The following is a 24,097-nucleotide window of genomic DNA, read 5'->3' as shown; positions in this document are numbered from 1 at the left end:
AAGCATCAATGAGGTATCAAACCGTTGAGGAGCTAACCGTCTCGCCGGAACGCGGACGTGTTTATGAGGAGGGCTGGCAGAGTTGGAGCCCCACCACTACCTATGGGGTCACCGAAACCTCGCGGCGTCCCGAGTCGATGCTGCGGCACCGGATGCGGTTCCGCCCCGGGGTGGAGCAGCCGGCGTCGGGCTTCCATGCCGAGGGGCTGCTGGCCGTTTTGCCGGGCGACGGCGGCCCGGTCCGGGTCTACGGGGCGCCGGCTGTCGGAGAGGTGCCCTCGATCCGGGCCGAGCTCGACGGCGAAACCCTGCGGATCAGCGCCGACGGCCCGGTTGTGTCATTCGAGGCACCCGATTTGGCCTCCGGCCTCGCCCGGTTCGGCGATCAGTACGCGGCCACGGCGGAGGTTACGCCGCTGAAGACCCCACCTTCTGTGTGGTGCAGCTGGTACCGCTACTTCGAGGCCGTTACCGAACAGGACATCCTCGAGAACCTTGCGGCTGTCGATGAGCTTGAGCTACCCGTCGATGTCATCCAGCTCGACGACGGGTGGGAGGCCGGCGTGGGCGACTGGACTCCGCTGGGCTCCAAGTTCCCTTCGCTGCCGAAGCTGACGGAGCGCATCCAGGAGTCGGGCCGGCGTGCCGGTATCTGGCTCGCTCCCTTTATGGCCGGCTCCGGCACAGAGCTGGCCGCGCAGCATCCGGACTGGCTCATGGGACCCGCCGGCGAGAACTGGGGCCAGGACCTCCTCGGCCTGGACCTGACGCACCCGGACCTGCGGGACTATCTGTGGCACACCTTCCGCACCCTGCACGAGGCCGGGTTCGACTACTTCAAGTTGGATTTCCTCTACAGCGGCGCGCTTCCCGGTACCAGGTACGACGACGACGTCAGCGCCGTCGAAGCCTACCGTTCCGGCCTCGAACTGATCCGCGACGCCGTCGGAGCGGAGACCTACCTGGTGGGCTGCGGTGCGCCGATCCTCCCCAGCGTTGGCCTGCTCGACGGGATGCGCGTCTCACCGGACACCTTCCACGAGCACGCACAGGACGCCAACGGCGAACTGCGCGGCGCCATGGGCACCACGGCAAGGGCCTGGCAGCACGGACGGTTCTGGGCGAATGACCCGGACTGCCTCGTTGCGCGCCCGGGCTTCGCACTCCGCGAGCCGTGGGCCGCCGTCGTCGAGCAGTTTGGCGGGCTCCGCTCGGCATCGGACCGGATTTCGGAACTGGATGACTGGGGGCTGGAAACCACCCGCCGCGTCCTCGCCAACGTTCCCCCGGCCATCCCGTTTCCCGCGTTCTCCCAACCCCTGAATGGAGTGTCATGACCGCCTTGCCTGATCCGGCCGCGCTCACCAGTGCCGCGGTTTCGGTGCTCAAACGGAACTGGGCGGGTTCGCATACGCTGCCCGCCAGCGGTCTCTATCCGCATCAGTGGAGCTGGGACTCCGGGTTCATCGCCCTCGGGCTGCGCCACGTCGACGCTGATCGGGCGCAACAGGAACTGGAATCGATCCTCAACGGGCAGTGGGAGGACGGGCGCCTGCCGCAGATCATCTACGACGTCACCCGTGACGATGACTACTCTCCCGGTGCCTCCTTCTGGCGGTCGAACGATCTCCCGGCAGCACCCCTGGTTCCGACCACCGGGCTCATCCAGCCGCCCAACCATGCCTGGGCTGCGTGGGAGGTGCACCGGACCAACCCCGACGCTTCGGAGCGAAACGGGTTCCTGGCACGGGTTTACCCCCGGCTGGTCGCCTGGCACGAATACCTGCTGGTGCGCCGGAACCGCGGCGGCAACGGGCTGGCGAGCGTGGTGCATCCGTGGGAATCGGGCATGGACAACTCGCCGCTCTGGGATGAGGCACTGGCCAGGATTCCGGACACCCCGCAGCATGTGATCCGCAGGCCGGACCTGGCTCATGCAGGGGCCGGCGAGCGCCCGAGCACCAAGGAGTACGGACGCTACTTCTGGCTCGCCGAGCAGTACCGCGACCACGGCTGCAACGACCTCGAGGGCGAGGACAGCTTTGTCCTCGAGGATCCCACGTTCAATGCGCTGTGGGCGCGGTCCGAGCTGGCGCTGGCGGACATTGCGCGTTCCCTTGGGCTTTCTCCGATCTCCCATGAACAGCGGGCGCAGGAGCTAACGTCCGCCCTTGAAAGTCTGTACGACGCCGATCTCGGGCTCTACGTGGCCCGGGACGTGACCACGGGGTCCCTGGTGCGGAAGGCCACCATTTCCGGAATCATTCCGTTGATCCTGCCCGGCCTGGGGCAGGCGCCTGCGGTGCTTGAGGCGCTCATGGGGCCGGGCTTTCTCGGCAGCAGTCCGCACATGGTGCCGAGCTATGACATGCGGGCGGGCGACTTCGAACCGGCTCAGTACTGGCGTGGGCCGGCCTGGTTCAACATGACCTGGCTGGTGATCCTTGGCCTGCGCGTCCACGGAGCTCACGACGACGAAGCGCACCGGCTGGCGATGAACCTCCAGTCCCTGGCGCTCGCGCACGACTTCCCCGAGTACGTGGACCCAGTGACAGGAGCCCCGCACGGCACGCGCAACTTCAGCTGGACGGCAGCGCTCGCGCTGGATCTGATGCACACGGAGGTTGCGCCGCTGTAGGTGCGGGTTTCCGGCGGGCTTGATTGGCGACTCCGTGCAGGGTCGGGGCTTCCTCTCGGACTATTCTGTGCAGGCTCCGGCCTTCCTGCCGGACGATTCCGTGCGGGTTTGAGCTCCGTGTACCAGGGTTTGTACCAGCCTAACCCCGGTTCCACAGACCTTTCGCGTCAACCGGCCCGTCAAACCCGCACGGAATCGTCCGCGCGGTCTATCTTCGCGCATCACCGCGACGTAATCTCAAGGCCATGAAGCGGAATCTGGTCGCCATCGCGGCGGGCCTGTTGGCGGGCCTGCTCCTCGCGCCGGCCGGCTCACGTGGGGGCTGCGCGTCCGGCGGTGAGTGCTACTCGACGCCGTTCTCCGTTGTCGGCCTGCCCACGAATTGGATCATCGCCGTCGCCGCGGTTCTCATTGTCGGGATACTGGCATGGGCACTGTATCCCGCCTGGCGTGACCGCCACATGGGCATGAAGTAGCCAATCGACTCTCCCCAAATGGTCCTTATGAGAGCGCATTTCGGGCTGAAAAGGACCATTTGAGGAGAGTCGATGCAACCGCAAGGGCGCGTGGCAGTAATTTATCGGTAGTGGTCTTTTCTGCCACTGTTTCCATATCCCAGGTGAGAGCACTATCGAGGTATGGAAATCGTCGTCGTACTGGTTCTTGTAGCCGCCCTCGCAGCGGTTGTTCTCCGCTCAATAAACAGAGACGGGGTGGGACATACCGCCCCGATTGAATCGCACTCGGGCTGGGGCAGCAGTGCCCTGCCGAGCCGCTCGTATTCGGATCCGACGGCAGAGGGGGCGTAGGCCATGGCTCTGCTGATTATTCTTGGTGTGACGGTTGCTCTCTTTGCGTTCATCGGCCGAAGTGCGGTTCCGCCGCGGGAGCGGATGCCGCTGCGGTCCTGGGGCGTGCGTGGGCTGGCCCGGAACGTGTGGCTTGGGCTCGTGGTCTGCGCCGTCGACACCCCGCTGGACCGGACGATGGAGGACATGTTCCGCTGCTACCGCTAAGTCACTTTGTTACGCGAAGGATCCCCGTCCATGGCGGGGATCCTGTGTTGTGTCGGTAAATTGGTGCTGATCACTTCGGGCCGCTGGGGATGCCCGAACCCAGACGCTACGGAGTAACCGATGAGTTCCAGCCCGGTTCCACCCCATCATCTCCACCTGCGCCGCGCCTCCTCGCCGCTGGACGTGTCCTTCGTGAACCTCCACGCCGGCCGCGTGCGGGACCTCAGCCTCGATGTGAAAGCCGGCGAAGTCCTCGCCTTCGTGGGGAACGACGACGACGGCGCCGCCACCCTCCTGCGCGCGGCCGCCGGGCTGGACCATCCGGAGTCGGGTTCGGTTCTCCTTGGTGGAGAACCTGTCCGCCGCGTGGATGACCGGTGCTCGTGGACTCCCCGCGATGCTGATCTCCAGCCGACGCATTCGCTGCAGGCCAACCTTGCGCTCGGGCTTCGGAAGAGCTCCAGCGCCAGTGAGGCGAAGGCGAAGATTGCCGAGCTTCTGGACCTGGCCGGTCTTCGCCGGTTCGCGAAGCTGTTGCCAACCGATGTCACCGCGGAGATCGTCCGCCGTGCCGCCCTGGCCCGTGCACTCGCGGGCGCTCCCGGGGTGATGCTGCTCGACAACCCGTTCGCCGCCGTCGAAGGCGCCGCCCGCACTGTCCTGCACAGCGTGTTGCAGACCCTTCATCGCGCACTGCCCACCACGGTGCTGCTGGCGACCAACAGCATGGATGAGGCACTCCGTCTGGCGGACCGGGTTGTGGTGTTGGGCCGCTCTACCGCCGAAGACGTGAGCACCATCCTCGGCATTCACGAGGTACCCCGGCAAGGCGCTGACAAGGCGGCGGTGCGCAGGCGCTGAAGCCCCGAGGGGTGCCTGTGGATAACTGAATCCGTCTCAGGCGTCTCTTCGATACTCTCTATTCTCCACCCCTGGAGAACGGATCATCATGAGCACTGACAGTACAACCATTGAACTTGGTGGTGTCCCACCGGTACGGACCACCTTCTGGATGATTCGGCGAATCGTGGGATACATCTTTCCCGTGTTAGTTGTGGTTCTGTGCAGCTTGCTGGTCTACGTATGGAAAACCACGTCGGATGAAATGGGCGCATTCGATGTCACGCTGGTCTACGCGATTTTGATCCTCAGTCCGGCTGCCATGATCGCATTCACTGGATTAGCCTGCGCCGCGAGCACGCAGGGAGAGCCGAGGCGGCGGCTTGGAACCGTATCGGTCACTGCGAACAGCGTGTGTGCCCTGGTTCTCCTCCTTCCCGGACTAGTGTGCATCCCGTTTTCATTAGGTCTCCTGGCGGGCGCAATGGAGGTGTTGTTATGAGCCTGCCACTTCAGTGCTGAACGGGTTAGCGAAGACACCGTCCGGGTCGAGCCGCTTCGTAAGCAGCCGGAAGTCCTCGAGTTTCGGGTACAGCCTATCCAGATCGTGCGCGCCAGCAGTGAACAGCTTTCCCCAGTGCGGCCTTGCTTGAAACGGCCGAAGCGCCGCCTCGATCTTCGGCAACAGCGCCTCCACTGCGGGCTGGTCCTGGACCCACGTGAAGTGCAGGCCCACGGCGTCGGTGCCGTAACTTGAACTGAGCCACAGGTCATCAGCAGCCACGGTACGAATCTCGTTCACCTGAAGAAGCGGTGCGATCTCCGCGCTCAACCCGCGCAGAGTCCGGATCGAGTCCACGGCATGCCTGCGCGGCACGAGGTACTCCGACTGCAGTTCCACGCCGTTGCTGGGCGTGAAATCGAGCTGAAAGTGCGGCAACCGGTTGTACCAGGGTCCGGGCACTCCCAGCTGAGGCGTACACCCCACAGGTGGAATGCCGGGCAGCGGGTGCCTTTCGTCCTCGGCTCGCACGGCACCGAACAGCGTTTCCGCCAGCGGATCATCGCGGTCCGGGCGGTGCTTCACCCAGACGGAGTCGATGACGTCGGCATCCCGCCAGGTCGTGAACACGCTGACGCTGTACGCGGCGCCGGTAACGCCGTCGAAATTACCAAGCAGGGCCTCCAGCGGGAGCCGCTCAAACACCGTCTGCTGCACCTCAAATGCCGGCTCGATCTCCAGCTCGATGCTCGTCACCACACCCAGCGAGCCGAGGTTAATCACGATGCCTGCGAAGTCGGGATCACCGGCGTCGTACTTCACCAGGTCGCCATCGGCGGTGACAAGTTCCAGCCCGACGACGGCGGCCGCCAGGCTGCGGTTCCTGTTCCCCGAGCCGTGGGTACCGGTGGCGACGGCGCCGCCCACTGAGATGTGCGGCAGCGAAGCCAGGTTGGCGAGAGCGAAACCGGCCCGGTCCAGCTCGGTTGCAAGCTCACCGTACCGGATTCCGGCACCCGCCGTCACGGTGGAGGTTTCCCGATTGATGCGTACCGGACCGGTGAGCGCCGCCGTCGAGAGCAGCTCGTCAGTTCCGTCGGCAATGGCGTTGAAGGAGTGCCTTGAGCCGAGCGCCCGGATGGACCCGGCCGCGGCGACGATTCGCCGGACTTCATCCACCGACGTCGGCTCATGGACCATGGACGCGCCATAGGCGAGATTCCCCGCCCAGTTGGTGCCGGCGTCGTACGCCATATGTTTCTCCTTCTGTATTCTCGTCGGTGGTGCGGCTATTTCAGCGCGTTGGAGGCCTTGCGTTTGTTGAAGACATCGAATGCGACTGCGAGGAGCAGAACCATGCCCTTGATGAACTGCTGGTAGTCGGTGCCGACGCCCATGAGCGACATGCCGTTGTTCAGCACACCCATGATGAGACCGCCGGTGATCGCACCGACCACTGTTCCGACGCCGCCGGTCACCGCCGCACCGCCGATGAAGGCGGCAGCGATCGCGTCCAGTTCGAACAGGTTACCGGCGCCCGGACCCGCAGAGTTCAGGCGGCCCGTGAAGACCAGCCCTGCGAGGGCGGCGAGCACACCCATGTTCACGAAAAGCCAGAAGTCGATCTGCTTGGTCTTCACACCGGACAGCTGCGCGGCCTGCAGGTTACCGCCGCGGGCGTAGATGTGGCGGCCGAAGATGGTGTTGTTCATGACCAGGCTGTAAACAACGATGAGGATACCCAGAACCACCAGCACAATGGGGGTGCCGCTGCGCGAGGACGCCAGCAGGTAGGTGAGCCCCAGGATAACGACGACGCCGAACGCCAGCTTGGTGTTGAACCATGCGGCGGGCTCGTCCTCGAGGTTCAGCTTCTTCCGTGCTGCACGGCCCCGCAGTTGACTGAAGACCAGCAGGGCGACCGAGATCAGGCCAAGGCCCACGGTGGTCCAGTCCAGGATGTTGGTTTCGGGTGGGAAGAGCCCGGGGAAGAGGAAGCCACCGCCGAGCTGGCGGTACTCGTCCGGGAACCCGGAGATGCGCTGGTTATCGAGCGTGATCTGGGCCAGGCCGCGGAACAGGAGCATTCCGGCCAGCGTCACGATGAACGCCGGAATTCCCACGTAGGCAACCCAGAAGCCTTGCCAGGCACCAACGAGTGCGCCGATCAGCAGCGACAGGATGAGGGTCAGCCACCAGGGAAGGCCCCAGTCCTGGATCATCACACCGGACATGGCACCCACGAACGCCGCAACCGATCCGACGGAGAGGTCGATGTGGCCGGCGATGATGATCATCACCATGCCGATGGCCAGCAGCAGGATGTAGCTGTTCTGGACAATGATGTTGGAGACGTTCTCCGACTGGAGGAGCTGCCCGCCGGTCAGCACCTGGAACAGTGTCACGATGACCAGGAGGGCCACGAAGATGCCGATCTGACGCAGCCGACTGGTCAGGAAGGCGAAGCCGTCCTTGACGGTGGGAGCCGCGGGTGTCCGTTCGGCTTCCTTGACGTTCGATGCCATGGAGTTAGTCCTTTTCCTTGGTCATGTGTTGCATGAGGTATTCGGGGGTGGCCTCAGCAATAGGGACCTCTGCCGTGATGACGCCCTCGGCGAGGGTGTAGATGCGGTCGCAGATGCCGAGCAGTTCCGGCAGCTCCGAGGAGATGACGATGATCGCCTTACCCTGGGCAGCGAGGCGGTTGATGATCGTGTAGATCTCGTACTTGGCGCCGACGTCGATACCGCGTGTCGGCTCATCGAGGATGAGGACGTCCGGGTCCGAGAACATCCACTTGGAGAGCACCACCTTCTGCTGGTTGCCGCCGGAGAGTTTCCCGGTGACGGCGGATACAGAGGGTGCCTTGATGTTCATGGAACGGCGGTAATCGTTCGCGACCACCGTTTCCTTCCGCCCGTCCACCCAGCCGAAGGACGAGAGCTTTCCGAGTGCGGCACCCGAGACGTTCCGTTTGATGTCCTCGATGAGATTCAGGCCGTACCGCTTCCGGTCTTCGGTGGCGTAGGCAATACCGTGATTGATCGCCTCGCTGACCGAACGCGCGGTGATCTCCTTGCCGTCCTTGTAGAGCCGCCCGGAGATGGCCGAACCGTAACTCCGGCCGAAGATGCTCATGGCCAGTTCGGTTCGCCCAGCGCCCATCAGGCCGGCGATTCCCACGATCTCCCCGGCCCGGACGCTCAGGTTCGCACTGTCCACGATCACGCGGGAATGCTCCTGGGGGTGGTGAACCGTCCAGTCTTCAACCCGCAGCACTTCCTCGCCAATGGAGGGTGTGCGCTCCGGGTAACGGTTGGTCAGATCGCGTCCCACCATTCCGCGGATGATCCGGTCCTCGGTCACCGAGCCGTCATGCAGGCTCAGCGTCTCGATCGTCCTGCCGTCGCGGATGATCGTGACGGAATCCGCGATCGCACGGATCTCATTGAGCTTATGGCTGATGATGATGCTGGTGATGCCCTCATCCTTCAACCCGCTGACCAGTGAGAGTAAGTGGGCGGAGTCTTCGTCGTTGAGCGCTGCCGTAGGCTCATCGAGGATGAGCAGCTTCACGTCCTTGGACAGGGCCTTGGCGATCTCCACCAGCTGCTGGGCGCCAACACCGATGTCCTGTGCGCGGGTAACGGGATTGATGCGCAGGCCAACCCTTTTGAGGAGCCTGGACGCTTTGAGGTTGGTTTCATTCCAGTCGATCACCCCGGCCTTCGCCCGCTCGTTGCCCAGGAAAATGTTCTCTGCCACCGAGAGGAACGGCGAAAGCGCAAGTTCCTGATGGATAATCACAATGCCGCTCTGCTCACTGTCCTTAATGTCACGGAAGGCGGCGGTTTCCCCCTCGAAGGCAATCTCGCCGTCGTAGGAACCCTGCGGGTAGACACCGGACAGGATCTTCATGAGCGTTGATTTACCGGCGCCGTTCTCACCGCAGATGGCATGCACCTCGCCGCGCTGCACTTCGAGGTTCACCCCGTCCAGGGCCCGGACGCCGGGGAATGTTTTGGTGATGCCGCGCATCTGAAGGATGTGCTCAGTCATAACTGCCTCACTTTTCGGACCGCTTCGAGTAGCCGCATTGGATGGAGGGTGGCCGCCCTCGCTTTCTGGTGGCCACCCTCTGTCCGGTTGCGCTACTGAACCTCTTCAGCGGTGTAGTAGCCGCTGTCGATGAGGACTTCCTCGTAGTTGTCCACGGTCACGATCTGCGACTCAAGCAGGTAGGAAGGAACAATCTTCTCGCCGTTGTCGTAGGTCTCGGTGTCGTTGACCTCGGGCTCCTCGCCCTTCATCAGCGCATCAACCATCAGGACCGCACGCTCGCCAAGCTCGCGAACATCCTTGAAGATCGTCGAGTACTGCTCCCCGGCGATGATCGACTGCACCGAGCCCACCTCAGCATCCTGCCCGGTGACAACCGGGAGGTCATCGGCAGAGTATCCGCCGGAGGTCAGAGCGGAGATGATGCCGATCGAGAGGCCGTCATAGGGGGAGAGTACGCCGTCGATCCGCTCGCCGCCGCCAACGGTCAGCAGGTCCTCCATGCGTGCCTGCGCCGTGGCGGGCAGCCAGCGGAGAATGGCCGCTTGGTCGAATTCGGTCTGGCCGCTGGGCACATTGAGGACGCCGCTGTCCAGGTACGGCTGAAGCGTTTCCATCGCGCCGTCCCAGAAGAACGTGGCGTTGTTGTCATCCGGGCTTCCGGCGAAGAGCTCGACGTTGAACGGGCCCTCCTCACCGGTCTCCTCGCCGTTCTCGTCAAGGACGCCGAGGCCGATCAGCAGTGAGGTTGCCTGCTGTACGCCAACCTGGAAGTTGTCGAACGTGGTGTAGTAGTCAACGGTTTCGGAGCCGTTGATCAGCCGGTCATACGCGATCACCGGAATGTCCTGTGCCTCGGCAGTCTCAAGCACGCTGGTCAACGTGGTGCCGTCGATGGACGCGATGACCAGAGCTTCGACGCCGCCATTGATCATGTTCTCGATCTGGGACACCTGTGTGGGGATGTCGTCATTCGCGAACTGGAGATCCACCTCGTAACCGAGCTCTTCCAGCTGCGCCTGAACGTTCTCGCCGTCGGCGATCCAGCGTTCGGACTGCTGCGTGGGCATCGCCACGCCAATCCGCGCACCCTCGTTCGAGCCGTCATCGGCTCCGCCGCCGGCATCGCCGCCGCGGCTGCCGCCACACGCCGAGAGCGACAGAACCAAGGCGCTGGCCGCGGCCACTGAAGCTAGCATGTTCTTCTTCATAATTTCCTTCCCATTCGGGCACCAGTGCCCGAGGCCTGCGACTCACCCACGGAAGCGGGTGTTACTGCTCAGTAATGTGATCGGTCACACGAAGTGACGTTAGTCCTTTCCTGTTCTACTGACCCTCGATTTTTACGATCGTTATGCGCCTGTAATGATGCGCGGCCTACCCGAATCGGCGAACGCTACAGTTTTTGCGCCAACCGGTAGTACGCCGCGTTCCAGCGCAGCTCACGCTGGAACTCGCGCACCGTCGTCGTACTGTCGATTCTCAGGAGTTCGGTGCCGGCGATGTCGGCGAAGTCCTCGAAAACATCGAGCCCGACGGCGGTGCTCATCACGGTGTGATGTGCTGCGCCGGCGCTGAGCCAGGCTGCAGCCGATGTCGCGAGGTCCGGCTCCGGTTTCCACACCGCCCGCGCGACAGGCAGGTTGGGCAGCGGCGCATCCGGCGGCACCACCTCGACGGCGTTGGCGGTCAGGCGGAAGCGGTCGCGCATGTCGGACATTGCGACGACGACGGCGTCCCCCGGGTCGGTGTCGAACACCAGCCGGACGGGGTCCTCCTTGCCGCCGATCCCCAGCGGATGCACCTCGAGCGTCGGCTTGGACGTGGTAAGCGTGGGGCAGATTTCCAGCATGTGCGCGCCGAGGATCTTCTCCTCCCCAGGCACCAGGTGATACGTATAGTCCTCCATCAGCGAGGCGCCGCCGGGCAGGCCGGCACCCATCACCTTTGCGGCACGGACCAGGACGGCGGTCTTCCAGTCGCCCTCGGCACCGAACCCGTAACCGGCGGCCATGAGGCGCTGCACCGCGAGTCCGGGAAGCTGGCGGAGCGCACCCAGGTCCTCGAACGTCGTCGTGAACGCACCGAAGGAGCCCCCCTCGAGGAAGGACTTCAGCGCCAGTTCCTGCCGTGCGCCATAGCGCAGAGACTCGTGTCGGTTCCCGCCGCGCCGAAGCTCGGGGACGACGTCGTACGTTTCCTCATACTCTGCAACGAGGGCGTCAATGTCGGAGTCGGACTGGTTCTCCACAACCTCGACCAGGTCGTTGACGCCCCACGTGTTGATGGAGACGCCGAAGCGGAGCTCGGCCTCGGTCTTGTCCCCTTCGGTGACCGCGACGTTGCGCATATTGTCGCCGAAACGAGCAACCTTCAGCTCATGGACCGCAGCCCAGCCGGCGGCGGCCCGCGACCAGGCGCCGATCTGCTCCCGCACAGCCGGGTTGGAGACGTGCCCGACAACGGTCTTCCGCGCAACGGACAGCCGCGTCTGGATGTAACCGAACTCGCGGTCGCCGTGGGCGGCCTGGTTCAGGTTCATGAAGTCGAAGTCGATGTCCGCCCACGGCAGCTCGACGTTGATCTGGGTGTGCAGGTGCAACAGCGGTTTGCGGAGCGTATCGAGGCCCGCGATCCACATCTTCGCGGGGCTGAACGTGTGCATCCAGGCGATAACGCCGATGGTGTTGTCGCTCGCGTTCGCCTCCAGCGCCATCCGGCGGATGGATGCGGAATCTTTCAAGGTGGGCTTCCAGACCACCTTCACAGGAAGCCCGTCGAGCTGCTTCACAATCTGCTGGGACTGGTCAGCGACCTGCCGGAGGGTTTCCTCGCCGTAGAGGTCCTGGCTACCGGTGAGGAACCAGATCTCGTAGTGGTCCAAGGTGGTCTGCAGGCTCATGAGGGTACTCCGGTTCTGGCGGGCGACGGTTGCCCGTACACATTTTGGTAGCGGTCAAAGAGGGATTCGATGTGGCGCTGCTCAATTGGCAGCGGGTCCCCGAGCTGGCGGGAGATGTGGATGGTACGGGCTACGTCCTCGAGCATGACGGCGGCCTTCACGGCGTCGCGCGCGTCCTTGCCGATGGTGAAGGGACCGTGGTTCTGCATCAGCACCGCCCGTGAACGGTGCCCGGTGAGGGTGCCGACGATCCCGCGGCCAATGGAATCATCACCTATGATCGCGAAAGGGCCAACCGGGATGGCGCCGCCGAACTCATCCGCCATTGCGGTGATGACGCACGGGATGGCTTCACCGCGGGCAGCCCACGCCGTCGCATAGGTCGAGTGCGTGTGCACCACTCCCCCGACGCGCGGCATGTTCCGGTAAACGTAGGCGTGCGCGGCTGTGTCACTGGACGGCGAGCGTTCCGAGCCAGGGGTACCTGCCATGACGTTGCCGTCCAGATCGCACAGGATCTGGTTCTCGGGGGTGAGATCCTCGTAAAGCACCCCGCTCGGCTTGATGACGAACAGGTCCATGCCGGGAACGCGGCCGGAGACGTTGCCGCCGGTCCACACCACGAGGTTGTACTTGACCAGTTCTGCGTGCAGTTTCGCTACGTCGCGGCGAACGGCGTTGATGGCGTCTGTTTCGCGTGGGCTGAAAGAACTCATGCGTTGACCGTCGCTTTTGAATAGGCGGCCCGGCGGAGCTCCTTGAGCCTGCGCATGACCTGATTGGAGCCGCGACCGAAGTAGTCGTGGAGCTGTTCGTACTCGGCGTAGAGCAGGTCGTAAGCATCAGCCCGGTCCGGATCCGGGGTGTACGCGGCGCGGTTCACGCTCCCCATCGCTTCGCTGGCAGCCCGGACATCCGGGTAGGCGCCTGCAGCGACGGCGGCGTGGATGGCCGACCCCAACGCGGGCCCCTGGTCGCTGCCGATCGTGGAAATGGGCATCCGCAGCACATCGCTGTAGGTCTGCATCAGGAACCTGTTCCTGAGCAGGCCGCCGGCCGCCACGAACTCGGTCACAGGCACGCCGGACGCGTTGAACGTCTCAACGATCTTGCGCGCACCGAACGCCGTAGCTTCGAGCAGAGCCCGATACACCTCATGGGCTTTGGTGGACAGCGTCAACCCGACAACGGTTCCCGACAGCTGGTGGTCCACCAGCACCGAGCGGTTGCCTGAATGCCAGTCCAGGGCGATGAGCCCGTGCCCACCCACGGGCTCTCTTTCGGCCTGCGCTGTGAGGTACTCGTGCACCGAAACGCCGGCATTCGAGGCGGCTTCAACGTCCGACGCCGGCACCTGGTTCTCCACGAACCATGCGAAAATATCGCCCACCCCGGACTGGCCGGCTTCGTAACCGTAGAGGCCGTCGACAATGCCGCCGTCGACCACCCCGCACATGCCCGGCACTTCAGCCAGCCTGTCCGAGTTCATGACGTGGCAGGTGGAGGTGCCCATGATCGCAACCATCTGTCCCGGCGTCGTCGCCTTCGCTGCGGGTGCGGCTACGTGCGCGTCCACGTTTCCGACGGCGACGGCGATGCCCTCCGGCAGTCCCGTCCACGCGGCGGCTTCTGCGCTCAGCGTTCCGGCGCTGGAGCCGAGAGCACCGATAGTGTGCTCGACCTTCTCTTCCGCGAACCCCGCGAAGTCCGGGTTGAGTGCGCCGAGGAACTCGCGGCTGGGATACTGTCCGTCCTGGTAGATGCCCTTGTAGCCGGCGGTGCAGGCGTTGCGTGTGTACTGGCCGGTGAGCTGCCAGATGATCCAGTCGGCGGCTTCAACCCAGTGGTCCATCCGCTCGTACAGCTCGGGATCCTCTTCGAGTAGCTGGAGTCCCTTGGCGAACTCCCACTCGCTGGAAATCAGTCCGCCATAGCGTGCCAGCCACTCTTCCTTGCGTTCCGCGGCCAGGGCGTTGATGCGGTCCGCCTGGCCCTGCGCTGCGTGATGCTTCCAGAGCTTCACATAGGCGTGCGGCCTGGATTCGAAGCCGGGCAGTTCGTTGAGCGGGGTGCCGTCCGCCGTGGTCGGGACCATGGTGCAGGCCGTGAAGTCCGTGCCGATGCCGATGACCTGCGCGGGGTCGATGCCCGCTTCCCTTACCGCTTCCGGAACGGCATTTCGCAGCACGTCAACATAGTCCGATGGCACCTGCAGCGCCCACTCCGGCGGTAGCTTCTCACCGGTGGCGGCGAGCGTGTTGTCCATGACGGCGTGGGGATAGTCGAAGACGGCGGAACCCAGTTCCGTGCCGTCAGAAACGCGGACGACGACGGCGCGGCCAGACAGGGTGCCAAAGTCGACGCCGATGGCATACTGCGCGTCGCCGGGTGGGAGTGTGCTCACGGGACCTCATTGTCTTGTTCTGTCATTGCGAATGTGACCGTTCACATCATAGGACCTAGTGCTGGGATGCTGTCAAGGGATAGGCAGGTTCAGCCCCATCGAGTCAGCAGAAATAACGACGTATCGCCGGAAACCAGCTATTCCTACTGAGTCGATGGAGTTACGAAAAGTCCAGTCTCATGAACGTGCTGTGCGGATCCTCGGAGTAGTCCGCGAAGGGAGGACACGAGACGAAGCCATACCGTGCATACAGACGTCTGGCCGGCGCGAAGAAGTCCTGCGTGCCGGTCTCGAGGAACAGCTGCTCGTAGCCCCGTTCGAGCGCTTCGGCAATGATCCGCTTGAGAATGAGGGTTGCCACGCCGCGGCCCCGCGCAGCTTCCGCCGTGCGCATGGACTTGATTTCTCCCGCGCAGCGCGGGAGGCGCTTCAACGCACCGCAACCAAGCAGCAGCGAGTCCTCCCTTGCGGACCAGAAGGTGATGTCCGGGTGCCTGAGCGCGGAATGGTCCAGCGCGTGGACGCTCTCGGCGGGAGAGGTGGCGAACATGTCCGTCAGGTGCTCATTGAGCAACTGCTGGACATCGGCTTGCACAGTGCTGTCAATTTCGATGGTAATCACGACGTCGGCTCCTGGCTCAGGTGGCTACGGGCAGCATCGTAGGCGCGGAGTATTTCGGCCTCGTAACGTCGGCTAGTGCGAGGCGGTGGACTGCCGGACGATCAGCTCCGGCACCACAGTGCGTGGTTCTTCCTGGGCCGGCGCGCCCAGTTGCGCCAGTAGATGCGCCACGCAGCGGCGGCCGAGCTCGGGGAAGTCCTGGCGAACGGTTGTCAGCGGCGGGGCGAAGTGGGCGGCGTCGGGCACGTCATCGAAACCGACGATGCTCACATCCTCCGGCACCCGCAATCCCGCCTCGCGAAAGGCATGGATCAGGCCGAGCGACATCTGGTCATTGGAGGAGAAGACGGCGCTCGGCGGGTTACCGGCAACCAGTTCCTGGCCAATCCGGTACCCGCTGTCCGAAGTCCAGTCACCGGTGAGAATCCGCGACGGCGTCAGCCCCCAGTCAGCCATTTCGGTCTTGAAGCCGCGGATCCTTTCCCTTGATTCAACCCACCCGTCCGGTCCGGCAATGTGCGCGATGTCCCGGTGCCCGAGCTCCAGCAAGTGTCGGGTGGCGAGCCGCGCACCCGCGACCTGGTCAACGGAGAGCCCATGATCATCAGCTGGGGAAGTGGAATGGACTGTCACCATCGGCAGGTTGATCGAGAAATGCTGCAGCTGCTGCAGCGTGGTTTCCTGCGGTGCCAGGATGATCAGGCCCTCGACCGCGTGATCCACCAGCCGGCTCAACGCCTCACTGAACGCGGCTTCGTCGAGCGACGTGAGCGTTGCCGTGTCCACAAGGTAGCCGGCGCTGGCTGCCGCTGATTCGATCGCCGCCTGGGTTGACGATGGCCCGAAGTACGCGCCGTTGGTCATCAGGACGCCGATGATGCGGGAGCGGCTAGTCACCAGCGATCGCGCCGCGCGGTTGGGCCGGAACTGCAGCGCTTCCATGGCGTCGAGCACACGCTGCCGTGTTTCGTCCCGCAGGCTGTGGTGGCCGTTGATCACACGCGAGACCGTCTGGTGGGAGACGCCTGCGGCCCGCGCGACGTCGCGGATGTTCGCCGCGCGTGCGCGCTGGCCCGTCTGCGCACCCGACGACGACGACGGCGGCTTACTGTTCACGGTCACACCAAATACCGTACTTGATCACCTCTACCGAGCTGGCCCGACGGGCTGGCGCAGGATGGTCTTCAGCTTCTCCGGCGCAACCTTGCGTGCGTCGGACAGGTAGATCTCGTGGTGACGCCCGGTCGGCACAAGACCCTGCGCAGGCAGGAACTCCTCGTGCAGGCACTGGAGCACCGGCCCTTCGTCGTCGTAAGCGCCCACATGCAGAGTCTGCACGCTGCGACCTTCCGCGAAGCGCTCGAAGCGAACCAGGTTCAGCGCCGGTAACTGCGTCTTCTGCGCGGCGGACAGTCCCTCGTCAACAATTTCGCGGGTGATCCAGTCAGGCTGGGCGATCATCATGGTCCAGTCCCACGCACTCTTCTCGCGGGTGCGGAATACCTCCAGATTCTCCGCGGACCACAGCCCCTCAAGCGGCGCGACGGTGTGCACCCTCTCCAGGCTCTTCTTTGCGACCGCGCGAACTGCGTAGGAAACGGTATACAACGCCTCGACGGCCTCCCGGTAGGTGCCGGCGGTGTTGGGATCACCATGCCCGTCGACCATGAGAAACGCCATCTCCGGCACGTCGACCGCCTCAAAGACCCCACGCTTGGGCGCGTAGAGGTCCTTCCGGTCTTTTTTGATGTCGTACGACTCCACGGCCGCGCCCAACTCAGCGGCCGTCGTCGTCGTGCTTGTTGGGCTTCGCTTCGAGAAGTTGGATCAGGTTGCCGCAGGTGTCATCGAAGACAGCGACGACGGCGGTGCCGACGTCCACCGGTGGCTGCGTGAACACGACCCCCGCGCTGGTGAGGCGGGCGTATTCGCTATGGATGTCCTCCACCTCGAACTGAGCCAGCGGGATACCATCCTCTGCCAGGGCGTCCCGGTAGGGCTTCACTGCGGGGTGCTTCGCAGGCTCGAGCAGCAATTCTGGACCGTCCGGCGACTCCGCCGGGACCACAGTGAGCCAATAATCCTCGCCGAGCGGGATGTCATGGTGCTTTTTGAAGCCCAATACGTCGGTGTAGAAGGCGAGGGCAGCCCGCTGATCGTCGACGAACAGGCTCGTCAATGCAATTTTCATGGTTCGGTCTTCTTTCTGACGGGCCACCTGCCGGTGATTTCAGCGAGGGGCTCGGGGTTGAAGTAGTGGTACTTGGAACGTCCGCGTTTTTCGGACGTGACCAGGTCCGCCGATTCGAGTACGGCGAGGTGCTGCGAAATAGCCTGGCGCGTCAGGCTCAGGCCATGTCGCATGGCAAGTACGGAGCAGATTTCGAACAGGGTCTGGCCATCCCGTGCGGACAACTCGTCGAGGATGACGCGCCTCGTTTCGTCGTCGAGCGCCCGGAAAATGTCGGCCATGGATACATGATAGGCAAGTCGCTACTTGCATATCAAGAGATACGATTGAGATTCCCCAATGGCTTGTTAGAGTTGCCGCATGAGCGCACGCAGTAGCTTCCCCATCGTCGAGCTGACGATCCCTTCCACCATGCAAGCGCCCGGAGCTCCAGCCTTCGAGGCGATGGTTGAAGTGCGCAACCGGGTAGAAACCGGGATACTCGGCAGCGGCGTCCTCTCCTACTCAGCCGCCGAACTCCTCCCGGGTTTCCAGAACCCGTACAAGCCACGCCGCCTGTTCGTGGCGCACGACGGCGGCAACGTCGTTGCCCGCGCAATCCTGTCGTGGGTGACCGCGGCCGGCAGTAGCACCAGCTCAGTGACTGTGGAAGTAGACGGCGCGTACCGCCGTCGGGGAATCGGATCCACGATGCTGGATCAACTCGAGGACATTGTCCGCGGGGCAGGTCGCCCAATTATCCAGAGCTCAGTGCTGCACACCGCCCACACAAGCGGACCGTCGGTAGCAGCCTCAAGTGGATTCGGCAGTGTGCCGGCGACCGATCCCGGAGTGCGTTTCCTGATCAGCCGGGGATACAGGCTGGAGCAAATCAAACGGGTCAGTTTCCTCGAGGTAGGGCAAGATTCGCGCGAACTCACTGAACACCGGAAGAACGCGGAGCGGATCGCGGGGCCGGACTATGAGCTGAAACTATGGAGTGGAGCGACGCCTCCCGAATACCTGACGGATCTCGCTCGCCTGAAAACCGCGATGAGCCTCGATGACCCGCCCGCCGGGCTGAAGCGGACGGTCGATGCCTGGGACGAGGCCCGCATTATCAAGCGGGATCAGGACCAAACCTCAAGCGGGCGCGAACTGCTCACCGCTGCGGTTTTGCATTTGCCATCCGGCAGCCTGGTCGGGTTCACAGAGATCTCGCTGCCGGCCGACGTCGGTGGCGCGGCTGCGCAGGAGGACACCCTGGTGATCTCGGAGCACCGGGGATTCTCGCTGGGCATGCTGCTCAAGACCACAAACCTGCAACGGTTGGGGCCGGAAACGAAGATCGTTTACACCTTCAACGCCGAGGAGAACCGGCCCATGCTCCGCGTCAACGAAGCGCTCGGCTTTCGGGCCGTGGGCTATGAGGGCGGCTGGGAAAAATCCATCGTGAGCTAGAGCAGCTGCAGTTCGCTCAGTTTCGCCTCGACCTCGGCGTTGGACGGCTCAACCTGGTGTGCGCCGTCGGGATACACCACTACCGGGATGTTAGTGCGGCCGGAGATTTTTTTCGCCTCTTCGGCGGCGTCCGGCGTTTCCACGAGATTGATGTATTCATAGCTGATCCCGAGGCCATCGAGCTGCTTCTTGGTGCGGATGCAGTCGCGGCACCAATCGGCTCCGTACATGCGGATAATTTTGTCTGCCGTCATGGCTCTATCGTACGGGCGGGTTCAGCACGCCGCTCGCGGGCGCAGCGGGACTGACGCTCCGTCGTCGTCACCCATTCCGTGCAGGTTCGACGACGCGAGAGCCAAATCAGCGGCGTGTCGCGGGAGACACGCCGCAGAACCGGCTCAAACCTAAGCGGAATCAACGACAGCGAGTCAGCCTCGGCTCCAGAGCGAGCCTCAGCCCAGCAACAGCGCGACCAGCAGCACCGCGGGCAACGCAAGCAGCGAACTGACCAGAATGATGTCGCGGACCAGCGTCACCTTCAACCCGAACTGGGACGAAAACAGGAACACGTTCTGCGCAGTCGGCAGCGCAGCCATCGCCACCACACCCAGCAGCGCCGTACCCTCAACCCCGAACAGGTAGTACGCCACCAACCACGCGATGACCGGCATCACGGCAAGCTTCACAACCGTTCCAAGTACGACGTCGGCGCGCAGGCTTCGCTGCGCCAGCGGCTTTTGCCCGCGCAGGCTCATACCGAAAACCACCAGGAGCAGCGGGATGGACGCCTGGCCCAGCATCTCGATTGGTGTCCAGAGCACCTCGGGAAGCGTCAGAGAGGTCACCGAAAACAGCGCGCCGACAGCCGCTCCAATGGTCACCGGATTCGCTACTGAGCGAAGGACGGTCCGCCCAAGCGTCGGCGCGGAGGCTCCGGAGCGGGCTGCCGCCGTCGTCGTCGTACTCCTGCCGCACCACGCGAAAACGCTGAGGAAAACCGGGGCGATGACCAGCAACTGGGCCAGCAGGACCGATACCACCGGGGTGGAGGTGCCCACGGCATAGAGCGCGATCGGGATGCCGATATTGCCGGCGTTGACGTAGCAGCTTGCCATCGCGCCGGATGCGGTCTGGGCTGCGCCGCGCTTCAGGAGGAACCGGCTCGCGAGCGCGTAAAGTCCGCTGGCAGCGGCGGCGACGATCAATGCGATGGGCGTGTAGACGCTGAGCACTTCGCCGAGTTCGGTTTCGGCGAGCAGGACGAACATCAGGGCCGGGTTGGTGATATAGAAGATCACCGGGGTGAGGCCACGTTCCATGGCGGAAGTGTGCGTTGGCAGGAGGATCGACGCGAGGACGCCCACGACCACAAGCGTCAGCACAATCCCGAAACCGAGGAGCACCCCCTCCACGAACACTCCTCACATGTACTTCTCAAGCCGGGATAAAGCCGGATCAGCGGACCAGGCAGGGCCTTTTCGGATCGAACGTCCACTCGGGAATCAGGTACTGCATCGAGGCGGCGTCGTCGCGCGCGCCGAGCCCGTGCTCCAGGTACAGCGCGTGCGCCTCATTGAGCCGGGCTCGGTCCAGCTCAATACCGAGACCAGGCGCGGAAGGAACCCGAATTTCGCCGCCCTGGATCTGCAGCGGATCCCTGGTGAGCCCCTGCCCGTCCTGCCAGATCCAGTGTGTGTCCAGCGCCGTAATCTCGCCCGGCGCCGCCGCACCGACATGCGTGAACATGGCCAGCGAGATATCGAAGTGGTTGTTCGAGTGCGAACCCCACGTCAGCCCGAACTCATTGCACAGCTGCGCCACGCGGACCGAGCCGGCCATGGTCCAGAAGTGCGGATCGGCCAGCGGAATGTCGACGGCGTTGACCCGCACGGTGTGCGCCATCTCGCGCCAGTCAGTGGCGATCATGTTCGTTGCGGTCTGCAGCCCGGTTGCCCGGCGGAACTCGGCCATGACCTCGCGCCCGGAGAACCGGCCCTCAGCACCGCACGGATCCTCGGCATACGCCACGACGCCCTGCATGCGCCTGCCCAGCCGGATCGCGTCCTCGAGCAGCCAGCCGCCGTTCGGGTCGAGCGTTATCCGCGCGTCCGGGAACCGCTGTTTGAGCGCGACGACGGCGTCAACCTCCTCATCTCCCGCCAGCACCCCGCCCTTGAGCTTGAAATCAGCGAACCCGTACCTGGCCTGGGCGGCTTCGGCGAGTCGCACGACGGCGTCCGGCGTCATCGCTTCCTCACGCCGCACGCGCTCCCACCCGTCCGCGGAATCCTGCTCGCGCAAATACGGCAGGTCAGTGGAGTCCGGATTGCCGATATAGAAGAGGTACCCGAGCATCGGCACGGCATCGCGCTGCTGCCCGTCACCCAGCAGCTCGGCAACCGGCACGCCGAGGAACTGCCCGTGGACGTCAAGAAGCGCCGATTCAAGCGCCGTGACCGCATGGACGGTAGTGCGGAGGTCGAAGGTCTGCAGGCCGCGTCCACCGGCGTCGCGGTCTGCGAAGGTAGAGGCAACCGACCGCAGCAGACTGCGGAACTGCGCCACCGGCTTGCCCGCGAGAAGCCGTCCGGCCTCCTCGATCGTGGAACGGATCGCCTCACCGCCAGGTACCTCGCCCAACCCGGTGCGGCCGTCGGAGTCCGTCACGATCACCACGTTGCGCGTGAAGTACGGGCCGTGCGCGCCGGAGAGGTTCAGCAGCATCGAATCGTACCCGGCGACGGGCACCACCTCGACGACGGCGATAGTCGGCTGGGCGCTCACGCGTCCTCCCCGGTGGCTTCCACGGAGGAGGTGGTGCCGCCGTCGTCGGCCAGCTTGAGCGTGCCGTCGATCCGGCGGTTGAGCTTCCAGGGATTGGTCTGCTTCACCGGCGATGGAAGCAGCGCCTCTGGGATGTTCTGGTAGGCGACCGGGCGCAGGAACCGCTCAATCGCTAGGGTGCCCACCGATGTGGTCCGGGTGTCAGACGTCGCGGGGAACGGACCGCCGTGAACCATCGCATGGCCGACTTCGACGCCGGTTGGCCAGCCGTTGGCGAGAATCCGCCCCACCTTCCGCTCCAGGACGGGAAGGACGCCTGCAATGGTTGCGTAGTCCGCTTCGGTCAGGTGCAGGGTGGCCGTCAGCTGCCCCTCGAGGCGCTTGGCTGCGGCCACCAGTTCCTCCGTCGAGGAGTAGCGGACCACCAGGGACGCCGCGCCGAAGATCTCCTCGTGCAGGACCGGGTTGTTCAGGAACGTCGGGGCACTTGTTCCGTAGACAACGGGCGCCGGCGCGTTCTCCGTACTGCCACGCGTCCCTTGGGCTACGAGTTCGACGCCGTCCTGCGCACCGAGTGCCTCCACGCCCGAGTTCCAGGAATCGGCGATGCCGCGGGTCAGCATGGTCTGTCCCGCCGCGGGCGCCATCGCACGGTTGACGGCGGCGAGGAAGTTGTCGCCGGCGTCGCCCGACGGTACGAACACCAACCCGGGTGCGGTGCAGAGTTGCCCGCTTGAGCCGGTGACGGAGGTGACATAAGCCGTGGCGAGGTCGTCGAGGTCATCCTGCAGTGCGCCTTCGAAGAACAGCACCGGGTTGATCGAGCTCATTTCCGCGTACACGGGGATGGGCTCAGGCCGGGCGGCAGCGGTGGCGACCAGCGCCGTCCCACCGGATCGCGAACCGGTGAAGCCGACCGCCTTGATCGCCGGGTCCGCGACGAGGGCCTGGCCAATACTGGCACCGGGACCGTAGATGAGGGAGAAGACGCCCGGGTGGAAGCCGGCGTCGTGCACTGCTTCTGTGATGGCACGGCCAACAATCTCGCTCGTGCCCGGGTGCGCGTTGTGAGCCTTGAAGACCACGGGGCAGCCTGCCGCGAGCGCAGACGCGGTGTCCCCGCCAGCCGTGGAGAAGGCGAGTGGGAAGTTGCTGGCGCCGAACACTGCCACCGGACCGATGGCTACCTTCCGCTGGCGGATGTCTGCGCGGGGTAACGGCGCGCGGTCGGGCTGCGCCGGGTCGATCCGGACGCCTCGGTGGTCACCCTGCCGGACAACGGAGGCGAAGAGCCGCAGCTGGCCGGTGGTGCGGGCGAGCTCTCCGCGGAGGCGTGGCTCGGGGAGGCCGGTCTCGGTCATCGCGCGGGCCACGAGTTCCTCGCCGGTGGCTTCGATCTTTTCTGCGATGCTGTCCAGGAAGGCAGCGTGTGTCTCCGGATCGAGACGGCTGAAGGACTCGAAAGCCTCGTCTGCTGCTGCGGTGGCGGCCCTCAGCTGCGCTTCGTCGATCAGGGAGTACGCGGGTTCGAGGGTTTCGTTGGTCGAGGGATCGAAGCCGTTGACGGTCTTACCATTGCCTGCCGTAGTCTGCCCGGCGATGATCGAGTGGCCCTGAAGGGTTGCGTGCTTGGTTGGCATGGGAGCTCCTTTATGAGGATGAATCAGGCGTTTTTCAGACGGCGGGCAAGGCGGCGTCGGCCGGGCGGACACCGGCGGCGTCGATGAGCGCGGACAGGTCGGCAAGGTCAACTTCGGTGAGGTCCTGCAGGGGTGGCCGCACTCCCCCGGCGTCGCGGTCGATCGCCTTGAGGCCGCCCTTGACGATGGAAACCCCATAACCTTTAACGCGGTCGCGGATCTCCAGGTACGGAAGGACGAAGCGGTCGAGCTTCTCGGTGACTGCGGCGCGGTCCTGCTTGCGGACGTCCCGGTAGAACTCAAGTGCAAACTCCGGTGCGAAGTTGTACAGCGCGGACGAGTAGGTACTCATGCCCAGCTGCAGCAGCGGGAGCGCGAACGTTTCCGCGGTGGGAAGTCCGCCCAGGTAGAAGAGCCGGTCACCGTTGCGTACGTAGACCTTGGTGAGGTGCTCGATGTCACCGATGGCGTCCTTGAAACCGATGAAGTTCGGGTGCCTCTCGGCCAGCCGCGCGACCGTCTCCGCTGAGTAGATGGCATTGGCGCGGTTATAGACGATCACGCCGGTTTTCGTCGCTGCGCACACCGCGCTGACGTGCGTGAAAAGCCCGTCCTGGTCGCACTCCGTGAGGTAAGGCGGAAGGAGGAGCAGGCCCTCAGCACCGGCATCTTCGGCGTCCTGGGCGTTCTGCACGGCTTGCGCCGTTGAACCTCCGGCGGACGCCAGAACCGGCACCTTGTCGCCGGCTTCCTCGACCGCGATCCGAATCACCCGGGATGCCTCAGCGGGGGTCAGACTGAAGCCCTCACCGGTTCCCCCGGCAGCGAACAGGCCTGCGACGTCGTAGCTCGCCTGCCATGCCAAGTGGCGCCGGTAGGCGTCCTCATCCACGGTCAAGTCCGGTGCGAACGCGGTGACCGGGAAGGACAGCAGCCCGTTCTTGAGCGTGTCGGCGAGTTCGGAGGGCGTGTATTTGGCCACTGTGCATCTTCCTTCGGGCAATCGCCGGGCGGCGTTTATGGGGCTGCTCTCAGCCTAGGAACCAAAGACGATGCCTG

The 24,097-nt window shown here is 64.4% G+C and carries 24 protein-coding genes; 7 read left to right on the top strand and 17 right to left on the bottom strand.

The annotated features are described in order from the left end of the window. The first annotated feature begins 8 nt into the window (after nucleotides 1-8). From BJ994_RS00500 to BJ994_RS00475, 6 genes are all read left to right on the top strand, one after another. Nucleotides 9-1,337 (top strand): glycoside hydrolase family 36 protein, encoded by a 1,329-nt coding sequence (locus tag BJ994_RS00500; protein WP_167990310.1) that lies wholly within the window; start codon nucleotides 9-11, stop codon nucleotides 1,335-1,337. Beyond that, the gene (locus tag BJ994_RS00495; RefSeq protein WP_167990307.1) at nucleotides 1,334-2,638 is read left to right on the top strand and encodes an amylo-alpha-1,6-glucosidase; all 1,305 of its coding nucleotides are present in this window, start codon (nucleotides 1,334-1,336) and stop codon (nucleotides 2,636-2,638) included. Before BJ994_RS00500 ends, BJ994_RS00495 begins: the two co-directional genes overlap by 4 nt. 245 nt (nucleotides 2,639-2,883) lie before the next feature. Next, nucleotides 2,884-3,114, top strand: a complete 231-nt coding sequence (locus BJ994_RS00490) for a hypothetical protein (protein WP_167990304.1) — start codon at nucleotides 2,884-2,886, stop codon at nucleotides 3,112-3,114. A 336-nt stretch (nucleotides 3,115-3,450) separates the two neighbouring features. Then, nucleotides 3,451-3,654, top strand: a complete 204-nt coding sequence (locus tag BJ994_RS00485; RefSeq protein WP_167990302.1) for a hypothetical protein — start codon at nucleotides 3,451-3,453, stop codon at nucleotides 3,652-3,654. 120 nt (nucleotides 3,655-3,774) lie between these two features. Then, nucleotides 3,775-4,515, top strand: a complete 741-nt coding sequence (locus BJ994_RS00480) for an ATP-binding cassette domain-containing protein (RefSeq protein ID WP_167990299.1) — start codon at nucleotides 3,775-3,777, stop codon at nucleotides 4,513-4,515. Between the two features lie 88 nt (nucleotides 4,516-4,603). Continuing rightward, on the top strand, nucleotides 4,604-4,996 hold the full coding sequence (locus BJ994_RS00475; RefSeq protein ID WP_167990296.1) for a hypothetical protein: 393 nt from the start codon (nucleotides 4,604-4,606) through the stop codon (nucleotides 4,994-4,996). Here BJ994_RS00475 and BJ994_RS00470 read toward each other — a convergent pair. The 12 genes from BJ994_RS00470 to BJ994_RS00415 all read right to left on the bottom strand — a co-directional run bounded on the left by BJ994_RS00470 (nucleotide 4,991) and on the right by BJ994_RS00415 (nucleotide 17,455). Then, on the bottom strand, nucleotides 4,991-6,250 hold the full coding sequence (locus BJ994_RS00470) for an FAD-binding protein (RefSeq protein ID WP_167990294.1): 1,260 nt from the start codon (nucleotides 6,248-6,250) through the stop codon (nucleotides 4,991-4,993). The two genes, BJ994_RS00475 and BJ994_RS00470, sit on opposite strands and share 6 nt — an antisense overlap. A 35-nt stretch (nucleotides 6,251-6,285) precedes the next feature. After that, complete coding sequence (mmsB, locus tag BJ994_RS00465; RefSeq protein ID WP_167990291.1) at nucleotides 6,286-7,521, bottom strand: multiple monosaccharide ABC transporter permease; 1,236 nt, start codon at nucleotides 7,519-7,521, stop codon at nucleotides 6,286-6,288. 4 nt (nucleotides 7,522-7,525) lie between these two features. After that, nucleotides 7,526-9,055 (bottom strand): multiple monosaccharide ABC transporter ATP-binding protein, encoded by a 1,530-nt coding sequence (mmsA, locus tag BJ994_RS00460; protein WP_167990289.1) that lies wholly within the window; start codon nucleotides 9,053-9,055, stop codon nucleotides 7,526-7,528. A 92-nt stretch (nucleotides 9,056-9,147) separates the two neighbouring features. Further along, nucleotides 9,148-10,266 carry a multiple monosaccharide ABC transporter substrate-binding protein gene (gene chvE, locus BJ994_RS00455; protein WP_245192215.1) on the bottom strand — a complete coding sequence of 373 codons (1,119 nt, stop codon included), beginning with the start codon at nucleotides 10,264-10,266 and terminating at the stop codon, nucleotides 9,148-9,150. A 185-nt stretch (nucleotides 10,267-10,451) separates the two neighbouring features. Continuing rightward, nucleotides 10,452-11,957 carry an L-arabinose isomerase gene (gene araA / locus BJ994_RS00450; RefSeq protein WP_167990287.1) on the bottom strand — a complete coding sequence of 502 codons (1,506 nt, stop codon included), beginning with the start codon at nucleotides 11,955-11,957 and terminating at the stop codon, nucleotides 10,452-10,454. Beyond that, nucleotides 11,954-12,673 carry an L-ribulose-5-phosphate 4-epimerase gene (locus tag BJ994_RS00445; RefSeq protein WP_167990284.1) on the bottom strand — a complete coding sequence of 240 codons (720 nt, stop codon included), beginning with the start codon at nucleotides 12,671-12,673 and terminating at the stop codon, nucleotides 11,954-11,956. The genes araA and BJ994_RS00445 overlap by 4 nt, the downstream gene beginning before the upstream one ends. Beyond that, on the bottom strand, nucleotides 12,670-14,361 hold the full coding sequence (gene araB, locus BJ994_RS00440) for a ribulokinase (RefSeq protein ID WP_167990281.1): 1,692 nt from the start codon (nucleotides 14,359-14,361) through the stop codon (nucleotides 12,670-12,672). Before araB ends, BJ994_RS00445 begins: the two co-directional genes overlap by 4 nt. A gap of 160 nt (nucleotides 14,362-14,521) precedes the next feature. Then, nucleotides 14,522-14,983, bottom strand: a complete 462-nt coding sequence (locus BJ994_RS00435; RefSeq protein WP_167990279.1) for a GNAT family N-acetyltransferase — start codon at nucleotides 14,981-14,983, stop codon at nucleotides 14,522-14,524. A gap of 72 nt (nucleotides 14,984-15,055) precedes the next feature. Next, complete coding sequence (locus BJ994_RS00430) at nucleotides 15,056-16,105, bottom strand: LacI family DNA-binding transcriptional regulator (protein ID WP_342450201.1); 1,050 nt, start codon at nucleotides 16,103-16,105, stop codon at nucleotides 15,056-15,058. Nucleotides 16,106-16,129: 24 nt separating this feature from the next. Continuing rightward, nucleotides 16,130-16,747, bottom strand: a complete 618-nt coding sequence (locus BJ994_RS00425) for a GyrI-like domain-containing protein (protein WP_167990277.1) — start codon at nucleotides 16,745-16,747, stop codon at nucleotides 16,130-16,132. Between the two features lie 13 nt (nucleotides 16,748-16,760). Continuing rightward, complete coding sequence (locus tag BJ994_RS00420) at nucleotides 16,761-17,174, bottom strand: VOC family protein (protein WP_167990274.1); 414 nt, start codon at nucleotides 17,172-17,174, stop codon at nucleotides 16,761-16,763. Continuing rightward, the gene (locus tag BJ994_RS00415) at nucleotides 17,171-17,455 is read right to left on the bottom strand and encodes an ArsR/SmtB family transcription factor (protein ID WP_209066404.1); all 285 of its coding nucleotides are present in this window, start codon (nucleotides 17,453-17,455) and stop codon (nucleotides 17,171-17,173) included. The genes BJ994_RS00420 and BJ994_RS00415 overlap by 4 nt, the downstream gene beginning before the upstream one ends. A gap of 79 nt (nucleotides 17,456-17,534) precedes the next feature. Between BJ994_RS00415 and BJ994_RS00410 the strand changes: the two genes are divergently transcribed. Beyond that, nucleotides 17,535-18,614, top strand: a complete 1,080-nt coding sequence (locus tag BJ994_RS00410) for a GNAT family N-acetyltransferase (RefSeq protein ID WP_167990271.1) — start codon at nucleotides 17,535-17,537, stop codon at nucleotides 18,612-18,614. On the opposite strand, the gene BJ994_RS00405 is transcribed toward BJ994_RS00410, so the two are convergent. The 5 genes from BJ994_RS00405 to kdgD all read right to left on the bottom strand — a co-directional run bounded on the left by BJ994_RS00405 (nucleotide 18,611) and on the right by kdgD (nucleotide 24,020). Next, nucleotides 18,611-18,868 (bottom strand): glutaredoxin domain-containing protein, encoded by a 258-nt coding sequence (locus tag BJ994_RS00405; protein ID WP_167990269.1) that lies wholly within the window; start codon nucleotides 18,866-18,868, stop codon nucleotides 18,611-18,613. The two genes, BJ994_RS00410 and BJ994_RS00405, sit on opposite strands and share 4 nt — an antisense overlap. A gap of 198 nt (nucleotides 18,869-19,066) precedes the next feature. Then, the gene (locus BJ994_RS00400) at nucleotides 19,067-20,026 is read right to left on the bottom strand and encodes an AEC family transporter (RefSeq protein ID WP_167990267.1); all 960 of its coding nucleotides are present in this window, start codon (nucleotides 20,024-20,026) and stop codon (nucleotides 19,067-19,069) included. A 43-nt stretch (nucleotides 20,027-20,069) separates the two neighbouring features. Next, nucleotides 20,070-21,398 (bottom strand): enolase C-terminal domain-like protein, encoded by a 1,329-nt coding sequence (locus BJ994_RS00395; protein ID WP_167990265.1) that lies wholly within the window; start codon nucleotides 21,396-21,398, stop codon nucleotides 20,070-20,072. Then, nucleotides 21,395-23,038: an aldehyde dehydrogenase (NADP(+)) gene (locus tag BJ994_RS00390; protein WP_167990262.1), complete on the bottom strand. Its 1,644-nt coding sequence runs from the start codon at nucleotides 23,036-23,038 to the stop codon at nucleotides 21,395-21,397. The genes BJ994_RS00395 and BJ994_RS00390 overlap by 4 nt, the downstream gene beginning before the upstream one ends. 34 nt (nucleotides 23,039-23,072) lie before the next feature. Further along, the gene (kdgD, locus tag BJ994_RS00385) at nucleotides 23,073-24,020 is read right to left on the bottom strand and encodes a 5-dehydro-4-deoxyglucarate dehydratase (protein WP_167990260.1); all 948 of its coding nucleotides are present in this window, start codon (nucleotides 24,018-24,020) and stop codon (nucleotides 23,073-23,075) included. Between the last annotated feature and the right edge of the window lie 77 nt (nucleotides 24,021-24,097).

The sequence above is a fragment of the Arthrobacter pigmenti genome, assembly GCF_011927905.1.
Lineage (GTDB): Bacteria > Actinomycetota > Actinomycetes > Actinomycetales > Micrococcaceae > Arthrobacter_D > Arthrobacter_D pigmenti.
Note: the sequence above shows the minus strand (reverse complement) of the source record. Positions and strands in the feature narration are given on the sequence as shown.